Genomic DNA, 19,300 nt, shown 5'->3' with positions numbered 1-19,300 from the left:
CCATGTCTTATATGACACGACGAACCCACGGTGTTTTTCCATGAACTTCCTGCTGAAACGGCTGGCCTTTTATTTGGTCGCTTTTCTGGTCGCTGCGACCTTCAACTTTGTCATTCCACGGATGTTGCCAGGCAACCCCGCTGACATCATGCTTGCTAACGCCAATGTAGCAATGGGACCAGCCGCGCGCGAAGCGCTGATGGCGACCTTTGGGTTTGTTGATGCTCCTTTGCATGAACAGTATTTTTCCTACCTGAAAAGCATCTTTACTTGGGACTTTGGCGTTTCGGTGAAATTCTTCCCGGTCCCTGTAACCGATATGTTGATGCAGGCGTTGCCCTGGACCCTGTTTCTGACAGGCGCTGCCCTGTTGGTGTCGTTTTCTGTTGGCACGTTGCTGGGTATTCTGGCGGCTTGGCGCCGGGGCACGATGATTGATGTGATCGCGTCGCCCACAGCGCTAGCATTACAATCCATTCCCTCAGTTGTTGTTGCGCTGTGTGGGCTATATTTCCTAGGCGTCAGCAACAAAGTCTTCCCAACATCTTATGCCTTTGATCCAAAACTCGATCCGGCCTGGAGCTTCGAATTTATTGCGTCAGTTGCCTACCATGGTTTCCTGCCAGTGCTGACGCTGTCGATGGTGTTGGTTGGTGGCTACCTTGTCACCATGCGCAACAATATGATCGGGCAGTTGGGTGAAGACTATATCTATATGGGAGAGGCCAAAGGCCTGTCTGACGCCCGTGTGCGATACACATATGCCGCCCGGAATGCACTGTTGCCTTCGGTGACCTCCTTGGCCTTGAGCTTTGGCGCGCTGTTTGGTGGCTCTCTGGTGACCGAGGTGGTGTTCAACTATCCCGGCGTTGGCAACCTGCTGTATCTTGGCATTGTGGGACGTGATTTCCCGCTGATCCAGGGCCAACTTTTGATCATGACGCTGGCCATGTTGATCGCGAACTTTGCTGTTGATCTTGCCTATGTTTTCCTTGATCCCCGACTAAAGAGGGCGTGATGAAAAGCCTGCTCAAAACATTTCTGCGCAACCGCAAAGCCGCAATCGGCCTGTCCATTGTTCTGGTCTATGTGGTTATAGCCATCGCAGCACCTTTGATTGCCCAATATGATCCATTAGGTCGCGTTGGCCGCCCACATCAAGCACCGTCCGCCGATCATTGGCTGGGCACGACCCGCATGGGGCGCGATGTGTTTAGTCAGTTGATCTATGGCACGCGAAATTCACTGATGGTTGGCCTGCTTGCAGGCTTTATTGTCACCGCAATTGGTACCACCATTGGCATTACGGCTGCATATTTTGGTGGGAAAGTGGACGATGTTTTGAACTTCATGACCAATGTGGTGCTGGTCTTGCCGCAATTGCCACTGTTGCTAGTTCTAGCTGCGTTCCTTGGGCAAGTGAGCCCGCTTGCGATTGCGCTGATTATTGGCGTTACCTCGTGGGCTTGGGGTGCACGCGTGACACGGGCGCAAGCCTTATCGCTGAAAACTCGTGACTATATTCAGGCCTCGGAAATGATTGGCGAACCAGCTTGGCGGATGATCCTTGTGGAAATGTTGCCCAACCTGCTGTCGATTATCGGCTTCAACTTCATCGGATCGGTGATTTTCACTATTATCACCCAAGCGACGCTAGAGTTTCTGGGGCTTGGTAGCCCGCTGACGCTGAGCTGGGGGGCGATGCTGTACAACGCCCAAAACGCATCGGCGATTATTGTAGGGGCATGGTGGGAAATCTTGGCCCCCTGCGGTGCAATTGTTTTCATTGGCGTTGGTCTGTCGCTGATGAACTTTGGTGTGGATGAGATTGCGAACCCACGGATGCGTTCACTGGGACAGGTGGCCAAGGCACTGAAATTGGAGCGACGACTGAACCGGCAGCGTATGCAGGAGGCGAACCAATGAGCGAGAGCAATACGCCTTTAATGCAGGTCAAAGATCTGAGGGTGGAATACCTGACAGCTGGCGACCCCTTTGCAGCAGTACGTGATGTGTCTTTTGACATTCATCGAAACGAGGTGCTGGGACTGGCCGGGGAATCTGGTTGTGGGAAATCCACTATCGCCTACTCCTTAATGCGGTTGCACAAGCCACCGGCGTTGATCCGTTCTGGCGATATCCGGTTTGAAGGTCGCAGTGTATTGGCCTTTGATGCCGAACGATTGCGGGCCTGGCGTTGGTCCGAAGTGTCGATGGTGTTCCAAAGTGCGATGAACTCGCTGAATCCGGTGATGTCCATTTTGGGGCAGTTCAGCGACATGCTGAAAGCCCACGGAAAAATCAGTCGTGAGGACATTATTACCCGGACTGCTGAAATGCTGAAAATGGTTGGAATTCCGGCGGAACGTATGCACGCCTACCCACATCAACTCTCGGGCGGCATGCGGCAGCGTGTGGCTCTGGCTTTGGCGCTGACTCTGCGGCCCAAACTGATTGTCATGGACGAACCCACCACTGCATTGGATGTCGTGGTTCAGCGGGAAATTCTGCAAGAGGTGTTGCGATTACGCGAAGAGTTGGGTTTTTCAGTCCTGTTCATCACCCATGATCTGGCGCTGATGGCACAGATTTCGGATCGCATTGGCATCATGAAAGGTGGCGAGATCATTGAAATCGGCAGTGCCGAGCAAATCGTAACTAACCCTCAGCACGAGTATACGCAGGCATTGTGGTCCGCGATGCCGGTGTTAGAACAGGTAGAGGAGAGCGATGCTCATGCCGGTTGAAAATGATGATTTGGTGACCCCAGATATTCTTCGACTTGAACAGATCAATAAGACGTTTCACATCAAACCTGTGTTCGGGCCAGCGAAGACAGTCAAGGCGTTGCGCAATGTAAACTTGTCACTGCGACCGGGCAGGGCATTGGCGCTGGTTGGTGAAAGCGGGTCGGGAAAATCCACAGTGGGTCGGATGATTGTGCAGCACCATGCCGCCACGAGCGGCCGGATCCTGTTTGAAGGATCTGATATTGCAGAATTCACGGATCGTGCGTCTCAGAGCAAGTACCGCCAAGCGGTACAGATGGTCTTTCAGGATCCGTTCTCCTCTCTCAATCCGGCCCATACTATTCGGCATCATTTGCAACGGGCCCTGCGTCTACATCAACCGGACCGCTCAGATGAGGCGGCCGTGCGCAAGATTTTGGACGAGGTGGAGTTGGACCCGAATACCACTCCGGACAAATACCCACACGAGCTGTCAGGCGGCCAACGTCAAAGGGTGAATTTCGCCCGCGCGCTGGCTGTAAATGCCCGCTTGATCGTGGCGGATGAGCCGACGTCGATGCTGGATGTGTCAATTCGCAGATCTGTATTGGCCTTGATGGAGCGGCTAAAAACTGAACGTGGCCTATCCCTGCTGTACATCACCCATGACATTGCCACGGCTGAGTATCTAGCTGAAGACACGGCTGTGATGTTTCAAGGGCAGGTGGTCGAACAAGGACCAACCCGAGATGTCGTCGGAGCACCTAAGCACAGCTACACGCAATTGCTGCGCTCGGCAGTGCCGGATCCGCGACAAAGGTTGTTGGCGGATGACAACGGGTTTTCCAAACGAGCCAAAGAAGTGCGCGAAGCGAGTGCTCGACTGGTCTCCGGAATGGTCGAGCAGGCCCCCGGACATCTCATTGCGCAGCATTAGGACAGGATATCTCCAATGCCCGATTTACTTGTGCCTCTCTACACGCTGCCACAATTGACCGCGTTGCCGGATGGGGTCAGCATCAGACCTGCGCGCCCATATGAAAGCCATGCTTTGCTGGATTTTGTACGTGAGCACTTCTTTGCCAAGTGGGTCAGTGAAGTCACCGTCGCCCTGTCTGCGCAGCCCGCTAAGGTGTTGATTGCCGAAGAGGGGGGGCGATGCCTGGGATTTGCCTGTTACGATGTTACTGCACGCGGTTTCTTTGGTCCGACAGGCGTTGCCCCAAATGAACGAGGCCGGGGCATCGGCAAACACCTGTTGATGCATACCCTTAACCAGCTTCGTCACGCCGGGTTTGCATATGCGGTAATAGGACAGGCTGGTCCTGTTGATTTCTACAAGGCAGCCTGTGGCGCCATTGTCATCCCGGGCTCAGAGCCGGGATTCTTTGGCAATTCTATAGCCTGAATTCAGCTTTCAAATTCAATGAGGATTACACGCATGCACGCGTTTCATTTTGACACCCTATGGCATGACAGCGGCGCGATGGAGATGGTGGTAACCAATCTCAGCGACACGGCGGTTGCCGCTCCCAGCCTGTATTACGGCTCAATCACCCGCACATTGCCGCCCTCCAAAGCTGAAGGTGGTCATTTTGTGCGTCGTCAGGCCAATTACCACGAATACGCTGCGGATGAGACTTTGACGCTGGCGCCAGGTGCGCAGTGGCATGTAACCGAACACAGCCTGACCCGCGCGGCACTGCATTCCAATGAAGGGCCGAAATCAGCTGCGATCCTGCTGCCGTCTGGCGAACGGGCAAAGACATTTGTCGCTGATTTGCAGGCCTCTAGCCCTAAGCCAAATGAGGCATCAGAGGATAGTGACTTGCGATGCGGGGTGCTGCCGCAACCGCAAACTATTCTGGTAGACGGCTATCACGCGCACACCCCGTCACACCTATTGGTTCAGGGTGATCTGAACTTGCAACGAGAAGCTTCTAAAGTCAGCGCGTTGACGCGACGGCTGCATCCATTGGTGCCTGTCCCATTTGTTCTGGCAGCTCCTCTGGGCACAATAGAGGTTAGCGCCAAATCTAGTGACCTGCCTCGTGACAGCTATGAGATCCGGTTTGCAAAGGGCGAGATTGAAATTTCGCATGGAGCAGGGCAGGGGTTATTCTATGCTTTGATCAGTCTGGCGCAAATGCTGACCCATGCGCGACTGGATCCCAAAACCTACGCCATGCCCAGAGAGGGCGTGATCAGTGATGCGCCACGCCATAGTTGGCGCGGTGCACATCTGGACGTCTCGCGTCAGTTCTACAAACTGGGTAAAGTACTGCGTTATGTCGACATTATGGCCTGGCACAAGATGAACCGGTTCCATTGGCATCTGACCGATGATGAAGGGTGGCGGTTAGAGATCAAGGCCTATCCAAAATTGGCTGAGCAGGCCTCGGCCACTGGTATGATGGAGGCGATCCTACCTCAACTTGGCGGAGATGCCGAAGGGCAGCGTGGGTTTTATACGCAGGACGAGGCGCGCCGGGTTATTGAACAAGCTGGGGAACTGGGCATCGAAGTGATGCCCGAAATTGATCTGCCCGGGCACTGCGCCTGCGTCGTTGGGGCATACCCCGAACTACTGGACCAAGAAGAAGAGTTAGAGAGTTATCACTCGGTCCAAGGCTTTGGCAACAACGCTTTAAACCCGGCGATGGACCTGTCTTATACTTTTGCGGAACAAGTGCTGGGTGAAGTCTGCGATCTGTTCCCTTTTGAGGTGGTTCATGTCGGCGGCGACGAAGTGGCAGATGACGCCTGGATGAAATCACCGAAAGCCGAAGCAATGATGAAAGAGACCAAGCTAAAGGGGACGTTTGAGCTTCAGGCCCATTTCCTGCGTCATTTGCAACAGTTTCTCGCTTCGCGTGGTAAGTCGATTGGTGGCTGGGAAGAAATGGCCCATGGCGGCGGTGTGAAGACCGAGAACTGCCTGCTGTTTGCTTGGACCACGGTCGAGAAAACAGCTGAGTTGGCCGAGAAGGGATACGACGTGATCTCCACTCCTGGGCAGGCTTACTACTTGGACATGGCGCAATCATCGGACTGGTGTGAACCCGGAGCCAGCTGGGCAGGCGTGACGCTGGTCTCTCAGACCTATGCGTTCGAGGCACAGAACGAGTCCCCCGCTTTGGCCAAACACTTGAAAGGCGTCCAAGGTTGTGTCTGGTCAGAGCATCTGACCACGATGGAACGGGTCAACTACATGGTGTTCCCACGTCTTAGTGCAATTGCTGAGGCGGGTTGGACAGAAGCTAAGGGTAAGGATTTTGGGCGGTTTGAAACCTTTTCGGTGCTGATGCCACGGCTATAGGCATCAACTCATCCTATCACCATTGGTGCCGCCTTCTTTTCGCAATCTGAACTGGAGGGCGGCCCATCGCTTGGAGGAAGTGGTGGTTACGACGGTCTAGAACATTTAACACCGGTCTGTTGTTCAAATTTGGCTCAGTTGGTGAAGTATGGAGTGGGGCATAGTGCATGCCCACAAAACAACCATTCACGCCACCGGCTCTAGCGCAGTGTGATTCATTGTTTTTCTGATTTGATTTAAAGATTGCTTGGGTGGTCAGTTTATTCTGACCACCCACCGCCTGAAAAGTAGCGAAAACTCTCAAGCTCTTGCTATAAGTTTCCGCTACTCCTAACCGACTACCGGTTAATCCAGCGGCTTATAGACTGTCGCATCGATCTCGACCTTGGCATCGACCATGATCTGTGATCGCACGGTGGATCTGGCTGGTCCGCCGTTGGGAAAATAGCTGGCATACACCCTGTTGAAGGTCCAAAAGTCGCGAGGATCATCCAGCCAGACACCAACTTTGGCGATGTCCTCTAGCGTGCAGTCCGCAAGCGCCAGGGCTGCGATCAGGTTCTCCATCGTTTTGCGGGTCTGGCTTTCGATGCCGCCTGCCTCGATTTCGCCGTTCTCCTTCATTGCGACCTGACCTGAAATAAAGACAAAATCACCTGCCCGTACTGCGGGTGCAAATGGCAATGCCTGCCCGCCTGCGCCGGTGCGATCATCGCCCAATCGTTCAATTTTCTTGCTGGTCATTTCTGATAGTCCTTTGATTTATCGAGTGTGGATTTGAAGGGGATGGGATCAACTGCGCCATAACCCATGGTAGAAAGTGCAGCCCCTCGATTGGCGGTTTCGGCGGCCATAGCTATGTCGCTATCCCGCAAGTAGTTGGCCAGGAAAATGCCATTGAAACAATCGCCTGCACCGGTTGCATCTTTGGCATCAACTGGGGTTCCGGGGATCGTGAGGATCCTACCGTTACTTGATACGGCCACCCCGTCGGCCCCCAGTGTCAGCGCAACGATGCGCGCGCCCAAACCGTGATAAAAGGCGATAATGTCCTGTGGGCTGTGCAGCCCAGTCAACTGTCGTGCATCATCCAAACCGGGCAAGGCAATGTCACATTGGCCCATAAGGTCATGGGTTACGGTGCGGGCCTGCTCCAATGACCAAAGCACGGTGCGCAGGTTGGGATCAAAGGCAACGGGTACACCGTTTTGCTTTGCAATCGCGACCGCATGAAACGTTGCCGCGCGCAGCGAGGTGCTGACACCAAGCCCGATGCCCGATGAGTACAACATCTGCGTCTGAGAAATCGCAGTTTCAGGAACATCATCTGCAGTTATCCGGCTGGCAGCGGATCCTTTGCGCCGATACACAAAATGATGCCCATCGTCGTCATGAAAGACAAAGTAGAGACCGGTTTCCTGTTCCGGCATAACCGCAACATTGTCTGTCCCAACACCTTCTTGTTGCCAAAGTCCGCAAAGCTGGGCGCCAAAGGGATCATCACCAACCCGCGATATCAGCCCAACACTGGCGTCTTGCCGAGCCGCAGCAATGGCAACGTTTGAAACGTCGCCGCCAAAGCCGGGTTTAAAGGTGCCATCAGGCAGAGAATTCAGCTCGTACAAAGGTTCCCCAAGACAGAGTAGATCACTCATTGCTTATCACCAAACCTTGCCGCGTGCGGGCACGTGGCAGGGCCCAAGACCTTGTTCCCCCCGGATGAGTTGGACCTCGTCTAGCATATTGCTGACAACGCAAACATGGTTCGGAACAATTCGCAGGCGGTCGCCAACTTTTAGGTTAATCGCATCTGCGGTCAGTACTCCGTGTTCCTCGGACAGGCCTGCAACCTTGATGTCGGGGCGGCCTAATACGTGACCGTGACCGTCCAGGCCAAGCAAATCCGATGTCAAAACCTTGCTGCCGGCGTCAACCACGGCGCGATTGTCTGCAGGGACAGAGATGACTGTGACCAGTACCGACAGCGCACAATCGTCCCAGCTACATACGCCGCGCTCTTGAAGTGAACGATCGTTATAGACATAGGTACCTATGCGATACTCGGTGGCTACTGGAACATCTTGGGACTGCCACATACCCGGAGAGCCACCGTTTGAAATTACTGGCACATCCAGTCCGCTGGCCTTGATCATGTTTTTGGCTTCGGTCAGCCAGGCCTGCACAGTTTCTTCCTGACCAACCGGTGGATAGGTCATCAGTCCACCAAAATTCAGCCCTTCTTGTGTTTCAATTTGCAGGGCAAGGTTCTTGGCGGCCTCGGGTGTCATCACCCCACAGCGCGCGCTGCCGGTGTCACATTCAACCAATACAGACAGCGGTTCCTTTGCATCCGCAAATGTTCTGGCGAGTCCTGCAACGGTTTCAATATTATCAGCCACAACGCTCAGCCGCACTTTCTCGGCGAGCGCTCGCAACCGGCGAAGTTTCTGATCACCAAGGATATTAAAGGTGATCAAAACGTCGTCGATGCCGCCTTCAGAGATCATCGCCTCGGCCTCGCTGATTTTTTGGCAGGTGATGCCAATGGCTCCGGCCTGGATCTGCCGTTTGGCGATCATCGGCAGTTTGTGCGTTTTGATATGTGGGCGCAGTTTCAGGTCATGGGCATCGCAATGGGCCTGGAACCGATCAATATTTGCCTCGGCGATATCCAGATCGACCAGAACGGCAGGGGTGTCGATTTCGGAGAATATCATGTGGTCTCCAATTCAAATGGGGCTGGAACAATTGGCCAAAGGTGCCGGGTCAGCCGGGTGTATTGGGTTTGGGTTGGGTCGTTGGGGTAGGGGCCATTGACCGCAGCATAGAGAATTTCGGCTGCGACAGAGGCAAACGCCCCGTGGAAATGATTGGTCGATTTGACAACCAGCACTTTGCGGTCGCTGATGTCGATGCCGAGATTGGTGAACAGATCCGGGGAAAAAGCTTGGGCTCGGTTCGAGTTCAACACCACCTCGATACCGTCGATGCGAATGACGGCACAGTCACCCAGTGGCACGATCGAGGTGCCAAAGCTTTGCACTGCATCCTTGGCAACTTTGACCACGGTAACCGTTGCATCAATCGGTGCGCCTGCAAAGGCCGAGGTTTTGCCGCCAAACCGCAATGCGAGTTCTGCCCCTTCTCCGGCGGCATGACACAATCGCACCGCCATCGGATCCCAGATGGTGCCTAGCGCCATCGACGTCATGTTCATGTCCAGTGCAGCCCGCAGCAGGATGGTGGAATCTCCAGCCACTCCACCGCCGGGGTTGTCCCAGACATCGGCAATCACCACCGGTCCGTCTTTGGCGTTGCGGGCCTGTTCCAATGCCTCCTCAACGCTAAGGAATTCCGGCTTGGTGGTTCCGCGAAATGAAAACAGCTCCATGCCCAAATCGCGTGCCAACGCGTCACCTGCGGATTTATCGGCGTCCGAGATTACAATGATCTTCGCTCCCAAGTCGGGTGAGTCACCTGCCATGAAGCCGTGAATAGTGGATATCGACAGTGCTTGGCCGGATGCCTCGAAGGCCAGCATTTTGTCCACGAAACCGCGCATCGGCGCACGGCTGGTGGGAAGCACATCAATCATGTGCACGTCGAACACGGACAAAACCGGAGATATTTCCCCGCGTGCTGCGCGTAGGGTCAAGTCAACGCAGGCCTCTCCAGTTTCAACAAAATCTGTATGGGGAAATTCTTTGAATACGGTGATGATATCCGCGTTGTCGACACGGCGGGCGCTAAGATGGCTGTGCGGGTCAAATGTTACGCCGATGCAGGTGTCGGGCCCGACAATCTTGCGCACGGCTTCGATCAGCATCCCTTCACAATCAACGCAGCCATCGGCAATCATGGCACCGTGAAGTCCCAACACCACTGCATCAACAGGCAAAGCCGAGCGCAGTTGATCAAGCACTTCGTCGTGTAACCGGGCCCAGGTTCTGGCGTTGACCAGACCACCAGGCTCAGCCCAGGTCGCGGTGCCTTCGATGAGCTCGATCTCTCCGGCTTGGACGCGTTTGCGCAAGGCAGGAAAGACCGCGCTGCACAGGGTTGGTGTTTCCGGATGCTGGCCCGGTGCGGCGTAAAAGCTTTGTGAGAAATCTGAGAAATCGGTGCGCAAAGGCGAGAACGTATTGGTTTCGGTCGCAACCGAGGCGCAGAAGACCCGCATATTTCGATCCTTTAGTCTGAAAGGTGGGCAGGCATTCTAATAACACCTGCCCGTATCCCCACCCACGCAAACGCAGGTGGGGTGGGTGGGGTTTAGTTGAGGTATGCAGCTGCATTTGCAGCGGCCACTTCGGCTTTGAACATGTTCAACAGTTCACCTGCGCGGGCATCCATGTTTTCAGCGACATGCGCTTCAAATGCGGGCTGGGCAGCGCCGGCCATGGCCGCACGTTGATCTGCCGAAAGTGCAGTCACCTCGATCTGATCCATCAGGCCAGCAAGCCCACGATCCGATGCTTCGATGATGCGCGACAAGCCGCGACTTGCAGCAACGCAGTTTTCAGCCGCCGTGTGCAAGGTCGCCTGTTCGCTGTTGCTCAGACCTTCGTAGAACGCGCGGTTGACCATAAAGGTATAAGGCGAGAACAGGTGATTGGTCAGCGTCATGTACTTTTGAACTTCGGCAAAGTTGGCAAAAGAAATGATTGGAACCGGGTTCATCTGACCGTCGATCACGCCTGTCTGCAGACCCGAGTACACTTCGCCCCAGGACAGTGGATAAGCTTCGGCGCCCAGCGACTGCATGATTTTCTGGTGCGACGGCAGGGTCATTGTACGAATGCGTATGCCGTCAAAGTCTTCCAGATCTGCAATGGCGTGCTTAGAGTTGGTCACAGCGAAGAATCCGCCAGTGTCGGGGAAACCCAGAACGACCACATCGCCCAGTTCGGCTTCGATGTCTGCTGCCAGCTCCTTACCAAAGGCGCCATCAAATACTTCGTAGGTCGATGCGTTACCGTCGAAAGCAAACGGCAGGTTCAGCACGTCAATACGCGGGTAATAGCTGGCCAGCGCACCGGTGGATGTCAGGGTTGCCTGAATGATACCATCGCGGACCTGCTGGACGTGCTCGGACGCTGACCCCAACTGGTTAGAGCCAAAGACCTCTACCGAAACTGACCCATTGGTATCGGCAGTAACGATGTTCGAGAATACGGCCGTGCAGGCATGTGCCGGGTTTTCAAACGGGTCGGTTTTGTTGTCATGGCCGAACTTAATCACTCGGCCTTCAGCATAGGCACTGCTGGCTGTCATTGTCGCGGCAATGGCCAACCCTCTTATAATCGTTTTCATAGTTTCCTCCAGTTGGTTTTAGTTGTTGATTATTGGGCGTAGCCAAGCAGGCGGGGGAGCCAAAGCGCGGCGTCCTCCCAGAAAGCAAAGGCAAATAATATGGCGACCTCGGCGATTAGGAACGGCATCAGTTTGATTGAAATGCGTTCCAGCCTTTCACCGGTTACCGAGGACAGGACAAACAGGCAGGCCCCGACAGGGGGCGTCATCAGCGAGATATTGAGCGCCAGGACAAAGATGATACCCGCGTGGATCGGCTCGAGCCCGACCTGTTCGGTCAATGGCACCAGGACCGGGGCAAGAATGATCAGGATCGCGGTGATATCCATCACCATGCCAACGACAAGCAGCAAACCAATGATGATCGCGATCACCGCATAGCGGTTGTCGGACAGCCCCAATACGGCTTCGGCGATCAGTTGTGGAATGCGCTCGAAACTCATCCACCAGCCAAGGATGCCAGCAAAGGCGATGATGACAAAAATCACCCCCATGATCCGCGCAGTGCGCACCAGCATCCCGTAAAAGCCCCTGAGCGTTAGCGTGCGATAGACAAAAACACCGATGAAAAGGGCATAGGCCACGGCAATTGATGCGGCCTCGGTTGGCGTGACGATGCCGCCCAGAATGCCGCCCAGAATGATCACAGGCATGGCCAGCGCTGTCAGGGAAGAGACAAAGGTGTCCCAGATTTCACGTGGGCTTGCGCCGCGAATGGCCTTGGGCAAGTTTTCGCGTTTACCACCAATGGCGATAACGCCCATGCAGACCAGGCAGATGACAAGACCGGGCAGAACGCCAGCTGCAAATAGGCCAGCAATCGAAACCCCCATCAGCGAGCCATAGACAACCATCAAACCTGACGGTGGAATGGTCGGCCCGATGATTGATCCGGCAGCAGTTACGGCACAGGCATAGTCGCGTTTGTATCCTTCATTGACCATGGCCGGAACCAATGTTCGGCCAAAGGCGGCCGCGTCAGCAGTGGCAGACCCGGTCAGGCCGGCAAAGAACACCGACGCCAGCATGTTGGTATGCGCCAATCCACCGCGAAACCGTCCAACCAGAACCTGCGCTAGTTTGACCAGGCGATTGGTGATGCCAATGTCGTTCATGATTTCACCCGCGAGAATGAAAAACGGCATGGCAAGAAAGGGGAATATATTCAGGCCGTTAAAGATCTTGCTGGGGCCGATTTGCAGAAACTGTGTTCCGCCCATATCGATCAGACCAACAACGCCCGCCAATCCAATCGCAAACCCAATTGGCATGCCAAACAGAACGAGGGTGACAAAACAGATTGCAACGATCATGGCAGTTCTTCCTCCAGGTGATCAGAAAACGGAGGACGGTCGATGTGCGCGCCCATATCGCGTAACAGGACAAGAACGAGTTGCAGAGATGACAGGAAGGCCGCGACTGGAATGGCTGCATAAAAAGGTGCAAGGCTGGCGCCAAAAATCATTGCATGGCGCGGCGCACCACTTTGGGCAAACTGAACGCCAAACCATGCAACATATAGGAACAGGGCAAGTGCAAGTAGATCCATACAGATCAGGGCCATACGACGTAACTTATATGGTAACACCATTACAAAGGCTGTCAGTCCTATATGATCGCGGCGCGCAACTCCTGAGGAAACCGCCAACATTGCGGCCCATATCATCAGGTACCTTGCTAAGACTTCAGGCCAGGGCAATTGCCAGTGAAAATAGTAACGGTCCACAACCCCCAGCCAGACATCAAGAACCAAGGCCAGCATCAATGCCGCGACAATGGCTTCGACAACTGTGTTGATCTTGGCGCTGGTTGTTTCAGCCCAGTTACGCATCAGCTCCCTCCCTTGAACGAATGTGTAATTCAGGTACATTAAAGTGTACTTCAGGCGTAAGATCAACCGAATTCCGTTACTAAGTTACATGATTGGGGTCAAATACCTGTGATTATTTGAAAATTTATATCAAATTGACCATCATATGTATCTAAATTACACTCCTCGTATCACCACTGGAGAATGCTGTGACATCCAACAACACCGATTCCGATTCTTTGCCGCTTCCACCGCAAAAGGGGCGCTCGGGAGTTGCCGATGTTATCTCGGCACTGCACCGGCATGACGGAAACCTGGCTACGCAAGAGCAAAAGGTGGCCAATTATGTCAAGGAACACCTTGAGGACGTGAGTGCGATGACAATTGCTGAACTGGCCGGGCATTGTGAGGTCAGCACGCCCACGGTAATCCGGTTCTGTAGAACGCTGGGCTGTGACGGGTTCCGTGAGTTCAAGCTTCGGCTGGCACAAAACCTGGCTGTAAGCATGCAGTACCTGTCAGCAGACCCGCAGCCCGTAGCGGCCGGAGGGGACACAGCGATCGATCAGATTCTAGGAGCTGTCTACACTACGGCAAATGTGATGCGTCAGCAGATCGACCCGTCCATGCTGGAGCGCGCCCAAACGAAACTTCTGGAGACAAAGCACTTGCTGTTTGCGGGCATAGGTGGCGGTTCGTCAAATGTGTCACAAGAAGCCGCTAACCGGTTCTTCCGGCTAGGAATTCCGTCTTTCTCGACGAGCGACAGCTACATTTTGCAAATGCGAGCAGCGACCCTGAAGGCCGGTGACGTTTTGTTTTTAATCTCTGCCAGCGGAGAGGCGGATGCTATTGTTGGTGCCGCCGAAATAGCGAGCGGCTATGGCGCGACGACGATTTGCATAACCAAGCCCGGCACTCGTCTCGCAGAGGCTTGCTCAATCCCAATTCTGGTTGACCTTCCAGAAGACCGGGATATCCACAAACCTACAGCTTCGCGCTACATCCATATGATTATTGTAGACGCTCTTGCCATGTTAGTGGCCCAAGAAATGGCGCATGAAACAACCGAGAACCTGCGCCGGATCAGATCCTCGCTGACTGCGTACCACGGCAGAACAGGGCCGCAGCCTTTGGGTGACTAAGGTGAAATAGGCAATACCGTCGCAAGCCGGACTGGTTCACATGAAAACTGTGTGGAAGTCTGGTTGCTGTATGTAGGGCCAAAACCTTGGAGCGCCTGTTCCAGCGTGGGCATGTATCCCGCCTCAGATGTGCTGTAGATTAGCTGTCAGCCGTGCAGGTGTCTGGGGCGCAAGGTGACCAGAAAATCGCAATCACGCTTCGTGGTCATCACACACAAAGGTCGCCTGGCCACTCATGCATTTAGGAAAATGCGGGCGGTGGCTTCGAATTCACGCGGCTTTTCGGCATGTAGCCAGTGACCGGCGCCGGGGATCTTGGCGAAACGCGCTTGCGGAAAATGGCTGAGAACCTTGGGACGGTACTTGGGGGTAACGTAGTCAGATGCGGCGCCGGACAAGAATAGTGCTGAACCTTCCCAAGACGCTTCTGTCTGCGGGAAGGACATAATGTTGGGCATCTGGTCCGCCAATGCATCCAGGTTAAGACGCCAGCGTTTGTTGGGGATGTCGAGCGATTGGGTGAAGAAGCTTTGCAGTGCGGGTTCTACCCCTACTTTGGCCAGTTGCTCTTCAGCCTCGGACCGTCGCTGTAGGGTGGCAAGGTCGATGCTGCGCATCGCCTTGATGAACTGGATTTGACTGTGTGTATAGGCGACAGGCGCGATGTCAGCGACCAGCAGGCGGTTCACTGCCTCGGGGTAGTTCAGGGCCAGCATCATTGCTGCTTTACCGCCCATAGAATGTCCAATCACATCCATTTGCCCACTATGTGCGGCAATAACCTGCGCTAAGTCCTCGGCCATCTCGGGGTAGCTATGGGTATCCGCCCAAGGACTGTGGCCATGATTTCGCATATCGACAGCTACAACCAATCGTTCGTTGGACAGACGCTTAGCGATCACACCCCAATTTCGAGCGGAGCCATACAGGCCGTGCGCGATCAAAAGGGGTGGTTTGTCAGTGGCCGTGCCATGGGTAATTGTGTTCAACATGGCACTTTAATAGCGCCGCACGGGCGGGGCCGCCAGATCAATTTGGACGTATTGAGCCCCAGCGTGGCAAAGGATAAGATCAGCCTGAACGAAAACAGGAGCGCGCCGGAGTGGGTCACAGCATTGCAGAGGAAGTTGCCGAGATCAGGGATTTGCTGAAAACCCGTGAATATGCCTCGGGTGAGTTGTCGGACGCGCTAAAGAAGGCACGTCGGCGGTTGCCGCGCAGAGTCTATAAACAAGGAATGTTGCTGGCAAAGGCTGAACCGTTGATGGATCATCCTAAGCTGCGATTGACCTTAGATGAGCCCGCGCTGCTGAAATCGGCTGGTGAAGTCTTGGACTATCTGAAATCGATTGATCTGGCCGATCGCCGCAAAGGTCGTGTGCTGACAATTCTGGGCAGTTTAGCGTTTTCACTGTTGGTTGTACTTGGCCTCGCAATTGCGGTGATGCGCTGGCGTGGCTTGATTTGATTGCATCTTTCCAGTGCCCGGTGCTATTGAAAGTCTTGAACGGGGTTCAAGAATAGAGGGTCCGATGACAACCAAAGCTCAGCAGCGCAAAGCAAACCTGCGTGAAAAACTGGTGGAAGCCGCAGAAACCCGGATTGACCGTGATGGAGCAGGCGCGCTGAGGGCTCGGGACTTGGCCAAGGATGCAGGCTGTGCCGTTGGTGCAATTTATACCGCTTATGATGACCTAAATGCGCTGATCATGGCCGTGAACGGGCGAACGTTCCAAAAACTGGGGCTGGTTGTAGCCAGCTCGGTTGATGGGAAAGAGAGCGAGACACCGACCAAACGTTTGATCCTGATGAGCAACGCATATCTTACCTTTGCCTCGGACAACACCAACCTGTGGCGGGCGTTGTTCGATTTGCAGATGCGGGCCGAGGATAATGTGCCCGATTGGTATTTGCAGGCGCTACGGTCGCTGTTTTCACATATTGCTCACCCAGTGGCGGAACTGTTCCCTGATTACAGTCACGAAGAGTTGGACCTGATGGTTCGGGCTCTGTTTTCTTCGGTGCATGGAATTGTGTTGCTGGGGCTTGAACAGCGGATCTCGGGGGTGCCCCTAACCAAGGTTGAACTGATGATCGCTCAGATCCTAAGTCAGATCGGTTAAATAAAAATCTGAACGACGTTCATTATTTTCTTGAACGATGTTCACGTATGCGCTACACCTCAATTTGTGAACGACGTTCAGGAAATTGGAGAGCGACATGTTTGGAACTTTGAAGACCTTATTCACCGGTGCAAACGCCCGTGCCGAAGAGCAGCTTCGTGATACATTCTCGATTGAATTGATTGACCAGAAAATTCGTGAATCTGAGGCGAGCCTGAAAGCTGCCAAGCTGACCCTGGCGAGCCTGATCCAGCGCCAGCGTGCTGAAATACGTCAGATCGCAAACCTTGAAACCCGTACTGCAGATCTTTTGTCACGGGCCAAGGAAGCATTGGACGGTGATCGCGAAGACCTGGCCACGACTGCAGCGCAGGCTGTGGCCGAGATGGAAAATGAACTGACTGTGCGGCGCCAGTCGTTGGAGCGGCTAGAGCGCCGGATCCTTCAGTTGCGCCAGTCAGTGGAAACAGCAAACCGTCGCATCGTTGATTTGAAGCAGGGGGCCATGTCCGCCCGTGCCACAAAGCGCGAACAAACCATGCAACGTCGCCTGAATAAACATCTGGGAGGAGACAGTCCGATGGAAGAAGCCGAAGCCCTGATTGCTCGGGTCATGGAACAGGACGATCCATTTGAGCAGAGCGAGATCATAAAAGAAATCGACGGTGATCTTGGCCATGCCAACGTGGCGGACGACTTGGCCGATGCCGGGTTTGGCAAACGAAGCGGCAGTTCAGCTGTCGATGTGTTGAACCGGTTAAAGAATGAGAAATAACCGAAACTGAAACCCGAAAGCGACCTAGTTACGGGGTATTAGAGCCCCATTGATTTAAGTAAGTGGAGAAGAAAATGCATACTGATAACAACGATAACAAACTCATCATGACATTGAACGGTGCCGGTGTAGCCTTGGCCTACGGTTTGCTTGGTGTCTCGCTTTGGTTGTCGACAGAGGTACCACTGGCCACCAAGGGTTACTGGGGGATGGGTATTTTGTTGCTGACCATCAGCCTGATCAACGTTGTGAAATACCGCTTTGACCATCGCTCCAGCTCAGACCGGATCAGCCGTATCGAAGAGGCTCGCAATGACAAGCTTCTGGAAGAAGCCCTAAGCGAACCTACCACTTCTATCTAAGTATCGGACGGTATGTAGTTTAGGCCCCCGGAGAGATCTCCGGGGGCTTGCGTTTTGGAGGCGGCAAGAAAAGTGTCGCAATTAAGTATGGTTGTTGTTTGTTCGTTGGTATGGATTGGCCGTACTGTGCAACGGCTCACGCGACAGGGCATCGCGCAACACTAAGGTTACGGTGACAAAGCTGACATAGAGCAAAAGATACCATGACCCCATCTTGGCCAAACTGACCAGGTGATGTTCGCTTTGGCCATTGTATAGCCAGGTTTTGGTGCTGGTGCCGATGTTTTCGGCCAGCCATAGAAAGAAGCTGGAAAAGAACGCAGCCAGCGGAAGCGGCATCCAGTAATTGCGCTCGCCGATGCGAAACCAAATGCGAGTGCGGATAAACAGAACAAGTGTTACAGCGAACAACGCTAGCCGAATATCGATCAGGAAATGGTGGGCGAAAAAGTTTCCATAGATCGCCAGCGCCAACAGCGTGGTTGCCCAGAACGGCGGGTAGGGCGCAAAGCGCATGTCGAACAGCCTGATCACTCGAGCCATATAGGACCCGACCGAGGCATACATGAAGCCCGAAAACAAAGGCACTCACCAGAGCTTTATCAGGCCCTCGCCGGGATAACCCCAACTACCGACGTGAACCTTGAAAATCTCCATCACGGTTCCGGTCAGATGAAACAGAAGAATTACCCGGGCCTCACGCCAGCTCTCCATCCCAGTGGCCAGAAACAGGAATTGTAGGGTCAGCGCATAGGCAAGCAACGCGTCATAGCGGACAATGGGCCAATCGGGTTGCCAGATCTTGCTGCTCAGGATCATGCCGACAAGCAAGAGCGCTCCAAATAGCGCAGCCCAGCCCTGTTTGAGGGTGAACATAACCAACTCGCTGACCAGATGCGGCAATCGTGCCCGCATCCAGTCACCCAATCGACGTTCCAGTTGGCGGGTTGGGTTTTGTTGTAGGCTCATGGGCGTAAAAATTCCGGAGGTACCTAATCACACAGCCAGACACCATTTTCGGGCAGTAGAAAGACATGACCATTTGTGTGCATCTGGCCAGCCTCGACAACAAGGACAACGGGCTTGCCATGGCGCATGCCGACCTGTCGAGCTGTCTCGGCGTCTGGGGACAGATGTACGTGGTGACGGCTTTGACGGGTCAGCCCCTCGGCACGGATCACCTCGACATTGTTGGCTACGGTGCCATGAAATAAGATCTCAGGTGGGCGACATGCGGGCAGGCCCAGATCGATTGGAATTGAATGCCCTTGATTGGCACGGATCTTTTGGCCGTTGGCAGAAATTGCAAAGCGTCGCTTGGTGTTAGAGACCACAATCTCTTCAATCTGTTCGCGGGTTATAGGACGCTCTGACTTTTCAATGATCTCATCAATGGCCACCCAGCCTTGGGCATCCATTGTCAGTTCCAAAACGTCTGGCTTGTGCCGTAGCAGATAGCTTAGAAATTTACTGCGGGCTTTTAATTCATTTTTGTCCATGACTGCACTTAACCAGTCTGCCGTCTAAGGTTCCAGTATCGAGTATTTGGCCAAGATGAACTCCCGCCACTTTCACCTGCCTGACGACAGACAAAAGTGTTGGGCCGGGCGCCGCGCCAGAGCGCGGCGCGGTTGCGCGTGATTGAAAAGGGCAGCCCGCAGGGCTGCCACGCCCAAGGCCTTTGGCATGGCATCTATGATGCCGGGACAGGGCGTGGGAGACTT

Annotated in this window: 20 protein-coding genes and 1 pseudogene; 11 read left to right on the top strand and 10 right to left on the bottom strand. The window is 54.2% G+C overall.

The features are described 5' to 3' along the window. The first annotated feature begins 40 nt into the window (after nucleotides 1-40). Genes DL239_RS03365 through DL239_RS03340 form a run of 6 tightly spaced genes read left to right on the top strand, consistent with a single transcriptional unit; the run spans nucleotide 41 to nucleotide 6,048 of the window. Nucleotides 41-1,018: an ABC transporter permease gene (locus DL239_RS03365; RefSeq protein WP_167682298.1), complete on the top strand. Its 978-nt coding sequence runs from the start codon at nucleotides 41-43 to the stop codon at nucleotides 1,016-1,018. After that, nucleotides 1,018-1,926 (top strand): ABC transporter permease, encoded by a 909-nt coding sequence (locus DL239_RS03360; protein WP_167682296.1) that lies wholly within the window; start codon nucleotides 1,018-1,020, stop codon nucleotides 1,924-1,926. The genes DL239_RS03365 and DL239_RS03360 overlap by 1 nt, the downstream gene beginning before the upstream one ends. Beyond that, complete coding sequence (locus DL239_RS03355; protein ID WP_167682294.1) at nucleotides 1,923-2,747, top strand: ABC transporter ATP-binding protein; 825 nt, start codon at nucleotides 1,923-1,925, stop codon at nucleotides 2,745-2,747. The genes DL239_RS03360 and DL239_RS03355 overlap by 4 nt, the downstream gene beginning before the upstream one ends. After that, nucleotides 2,737-3,666 (top strand): ABC transporter ATP-binding protein, encoded by a 930-nt coding sequence (locus DL239_RS03350; protein ID WP_206188326.1) that lies wholly within the window; start codon nucleotides 2,737-2,739, stop codon nucleotides 3,664-3,666. Before DL239_RS03355 ends, DL239_RS03350 begins: the two co-directional genes overlap by 11 nt. Before the next feature lie 15 nt (nucleotides 3,667-3,681). Then, a complete protein-coding gene (locus tag DL239_RS03345) occupies nucleotides 3,682-4,137 on the top strand; it encodes a GNAT family N-acetyltransferase (RefSeq protein ID WP_167682292.1) in 456 nt (151 codons plus the stop codon). 33 nt (nucleotides 4,138-4,170) lie between these two features. Beyond that, the gene (locus DL239_RS03340) at nucleotides 4,171-6,048 is read left to right on the top strand and encodes a beta-N-acetylhexosaminidase (RefSeq protein WP_167682290.1); all 1,878 of its coding nucleotides are present in this window, start codon (nucleotides 4,171-4,173) and stop codon (nucleotides 6,046-6,048) included. Nucleotides 6,049-6,393: 345 nt separating this feature from the next. On the opposite strand, the gene DL239_RS03335 is transcribed toward DL239_RS03340, so the two are convergent. The 7 genes from DL239_RS03335 to DL239_RS03305 form a co-directional block, all read right to left on the bottom strand. Beyond that, nucleotides 6,394-6,792, bottom strand: a complete 399-nt coding sequence (locus tag DL239_RS03335; RefSeq protein WP_167682288.1) for a RidA family protein — start codon at nucleotides 6,790-6,792, stop codon at nucleotides 6,394-6,396. Further along, nucleotides 6,789-7,703 (bottom strand): sugar kinase, encoded by a 915-nt coding sequence (locus tag DL239_RS03330; protein WP_167682286.1) that lies wholly within the window; start codon nucleotides 7,701-7,703, stop codon nucleotides 6,789-6,791. The genes DL239_RS03335 and DL239_RS03330 overlap by 4 nt, the downstream gene beginning before the upstream one ends. Nucleotides 7,704-7,709: 6 nt before the next feature. Continuing rightward, nucleotides 7,710-8,765 (bottom strand): D-TA family PLP-dependent enzyme, encoded by a 1,056-nt coding sequence (locus tag DL239_RS03325; RefSeq protein WP_167682284.1) that lies wholly within the window; start codon nucleotides 8,763-8,765, stop codon nucleotides 7,710-7,712. Continuing rightward, nucleotides 8,762-10,228: a M81 family metallopeptidase gene (locus tag DL239_RS03320; protein ID WP_167682282.1), complete on the bottom strand. Its 1,467-nt coding sequence runs from the start codon at nucleotides 10,226-10,228 to the stop codon at nucleotides 8,762-8,764. The genes DL239_RS03325 and DL239_RS03320 overlap by 4 nt, the downstream gene beginning before the upstream one ends. 92 nt (nucleotides 10,229-10,320) lie before the next feature. Continuing rightward, nucleotides 10,321-11,361, bottom strand: a complete 1,041-nt coding sequence (locus DL239_RS03315) for a TRAP transporter substrate-binding protein (RefSeq protein ID WP_167682280.1) — start codon at nucleotides 11,359-11,361, stop codon at nucleotides 10,321-10,323. Nucleotides 11,362-11,390: 29 nt separating this feature from the next. Next, nucleotides 11,391-12,674 carry a TRAP transporter large permease gene (locus DL239_RS03310; protein WP_167682278.1) on the bottom strand — a complete coding sequence of 428 codons (1,284 nt, stop codon included), beginning with the start codon at nucleotides 12,672-12,674 and terminating at the stop codon, nucleotides 11,391-11,393. Next, nucleotides 12,671-13,192, bottom strand: a complete 522-nt coding sequence (locus DL239_RS03305; RefSeq protein ID WP_167682276.1) for a TRAP transporter small permease — start codon at nucleotides 13,190-13,192, stop codon at nucleotides 12,671-12,673. The genes DL239_RS03310 and DL239_RS03305 overlap by 4 nt, the downstream gene beginning before the upstream one ends. 188 nt (nucleotides 13,193-13,380) lie before the next feature. Between DL239_RS03305 and DL239_RS03300 the strand changes: the two genes are divergently transcribed. Then, nucleotides 13,381-14,316, top strand: coding sequence for a MurR/RpiR family transcriptional regulator (locus DL239_RS03300; RefSeq protein ID WP_167682274.1), 936 nt, complete (start codon nucleotides 13,381-13,383; stop codon nucleotides 14,314-14,316). 233 nt (nucleotides 14,317-14,549) lie between these two features. Here the strand turns inward: DL239_RS03300 and DL239_RS03295 are convergent, their stop codons facing one another. After that, nucleotides 14,550-15,308, bottom strand: coding sequence for an alpha/beta fold hydrolase (locus DL239_RS03295; RefSeq protein ID WP_167682271.1), 759 nt, complete (start codon nucleotides 15,306-15,308; stop codon nucleotides 14,550-14,552). Between the two features lie 110 nt (nucleotides 15,309-15,418). Here DL239_RS03295 and DL239_RS03290 point away from each other — a divergent pair, with 110 nt between their 5' ends. The 4 genes from DL239_RS03290 (at nucleotide 15,419) to DL239_RS03275 (ending at nucleotide 17,576) form a co-directional block, all read left to right on the top strand. After that, nucleotides 15,419-15,784 carry a hypothetical protein gene (locus DL239_RS03290; RefSeq protein WP_167682269.1) on the top strand — a complete coding sequence of 122 codons (366 nt, stop codon included), beginning with the start codon at nucleotides 15,419-15,421 and terminating at the stop codon, nucleotides 15,782-15,784. A gap of 64 nt (nucleotides 15,785-15,848) precedes the next feature. After that, nucleotides 15,849-16,439: a TetR/AcrR family transcriptional regulator gene (locus tag DL239_RS03285; RefSeq protein WP_167682267.1), complete on the top strand. Its 591-nt coding sequence runs from the start codon at nucleotides 15,849-15,851 to the stop codon at nucleotides 16,437-16,439. Nucleotides 16,440-16,536: 97 nt separating this feature from the next. Next, the gene (locus DL239_RS03280) at nucleotides 16,537-17,214 is read left to right on the top strand and encodes a PspA/IM30 family protein (protein ID WP_167682265.1); all 678 of its coding nucleotides are present in this window, start codon (nucleotides 16,537-16,539) and stop codon (nucleotides 17,212-17,214) included. A 74-nt stretch (nucleotides 17,215-17,288) separates the two neighbouring features. Beyond that, nucleotides 17,289-17,576, top strand: a complete 288-nt coding sequence (locus tag DL239_RS03275; protein WP_167682263.1) for a YiaA/YiaB family inner membrane protein — start codon at nucleotides 17,289-17,291, stop codon at nucleotides 17,574-17,576. Nucleotides 17,577-17,657: 81 nt separating this feature from the next. Here DL239_RS03275 and DL239_RS03270 read toward each other — a convergent pair. Both DL239_RS03270 and DL239_RS03265 read right to left on the bottom strand, forming a co-directional pair. Further along, nucleotides 17,658-18,491: pseudogene (locus DL239_RS03270) on the bottom strand (DUF817 domain-containing protein). A gap of 77 nt (nucleotides 18,492-18,568) precedes the next feature. Further along, nucleotides 18,569-19,075, bottom strand: a complete 507-nt coding sequence (locus tag DL239_RS03265; protein WP_167682261.1) for an RNA 2'-phosphotransferase — start codon at nucleotides 19,073-19,075, stop codon at nucleotides 18,569-18,571. Between the last annotated feature and the right edge of the window lie 225 nt (nucleotides 19,076-19,300).

The sequence above is a fragment of the Parasedimentitalea denitrificans genome (assembly GCF_011813015.1).
Classification (GTDB): domain Bacteria; phylum Pseudomonadota; class Alphaproteobacteria; order Rhodobacterales; family Rhodobacteraceae; genus Parasedimentitalea; species Parasedimentitalea denitrificans.
Note: the sequence above shows the minus strand (reverse complement) of the source record. Positions and strands in the feature narration are given on the sequence as shown.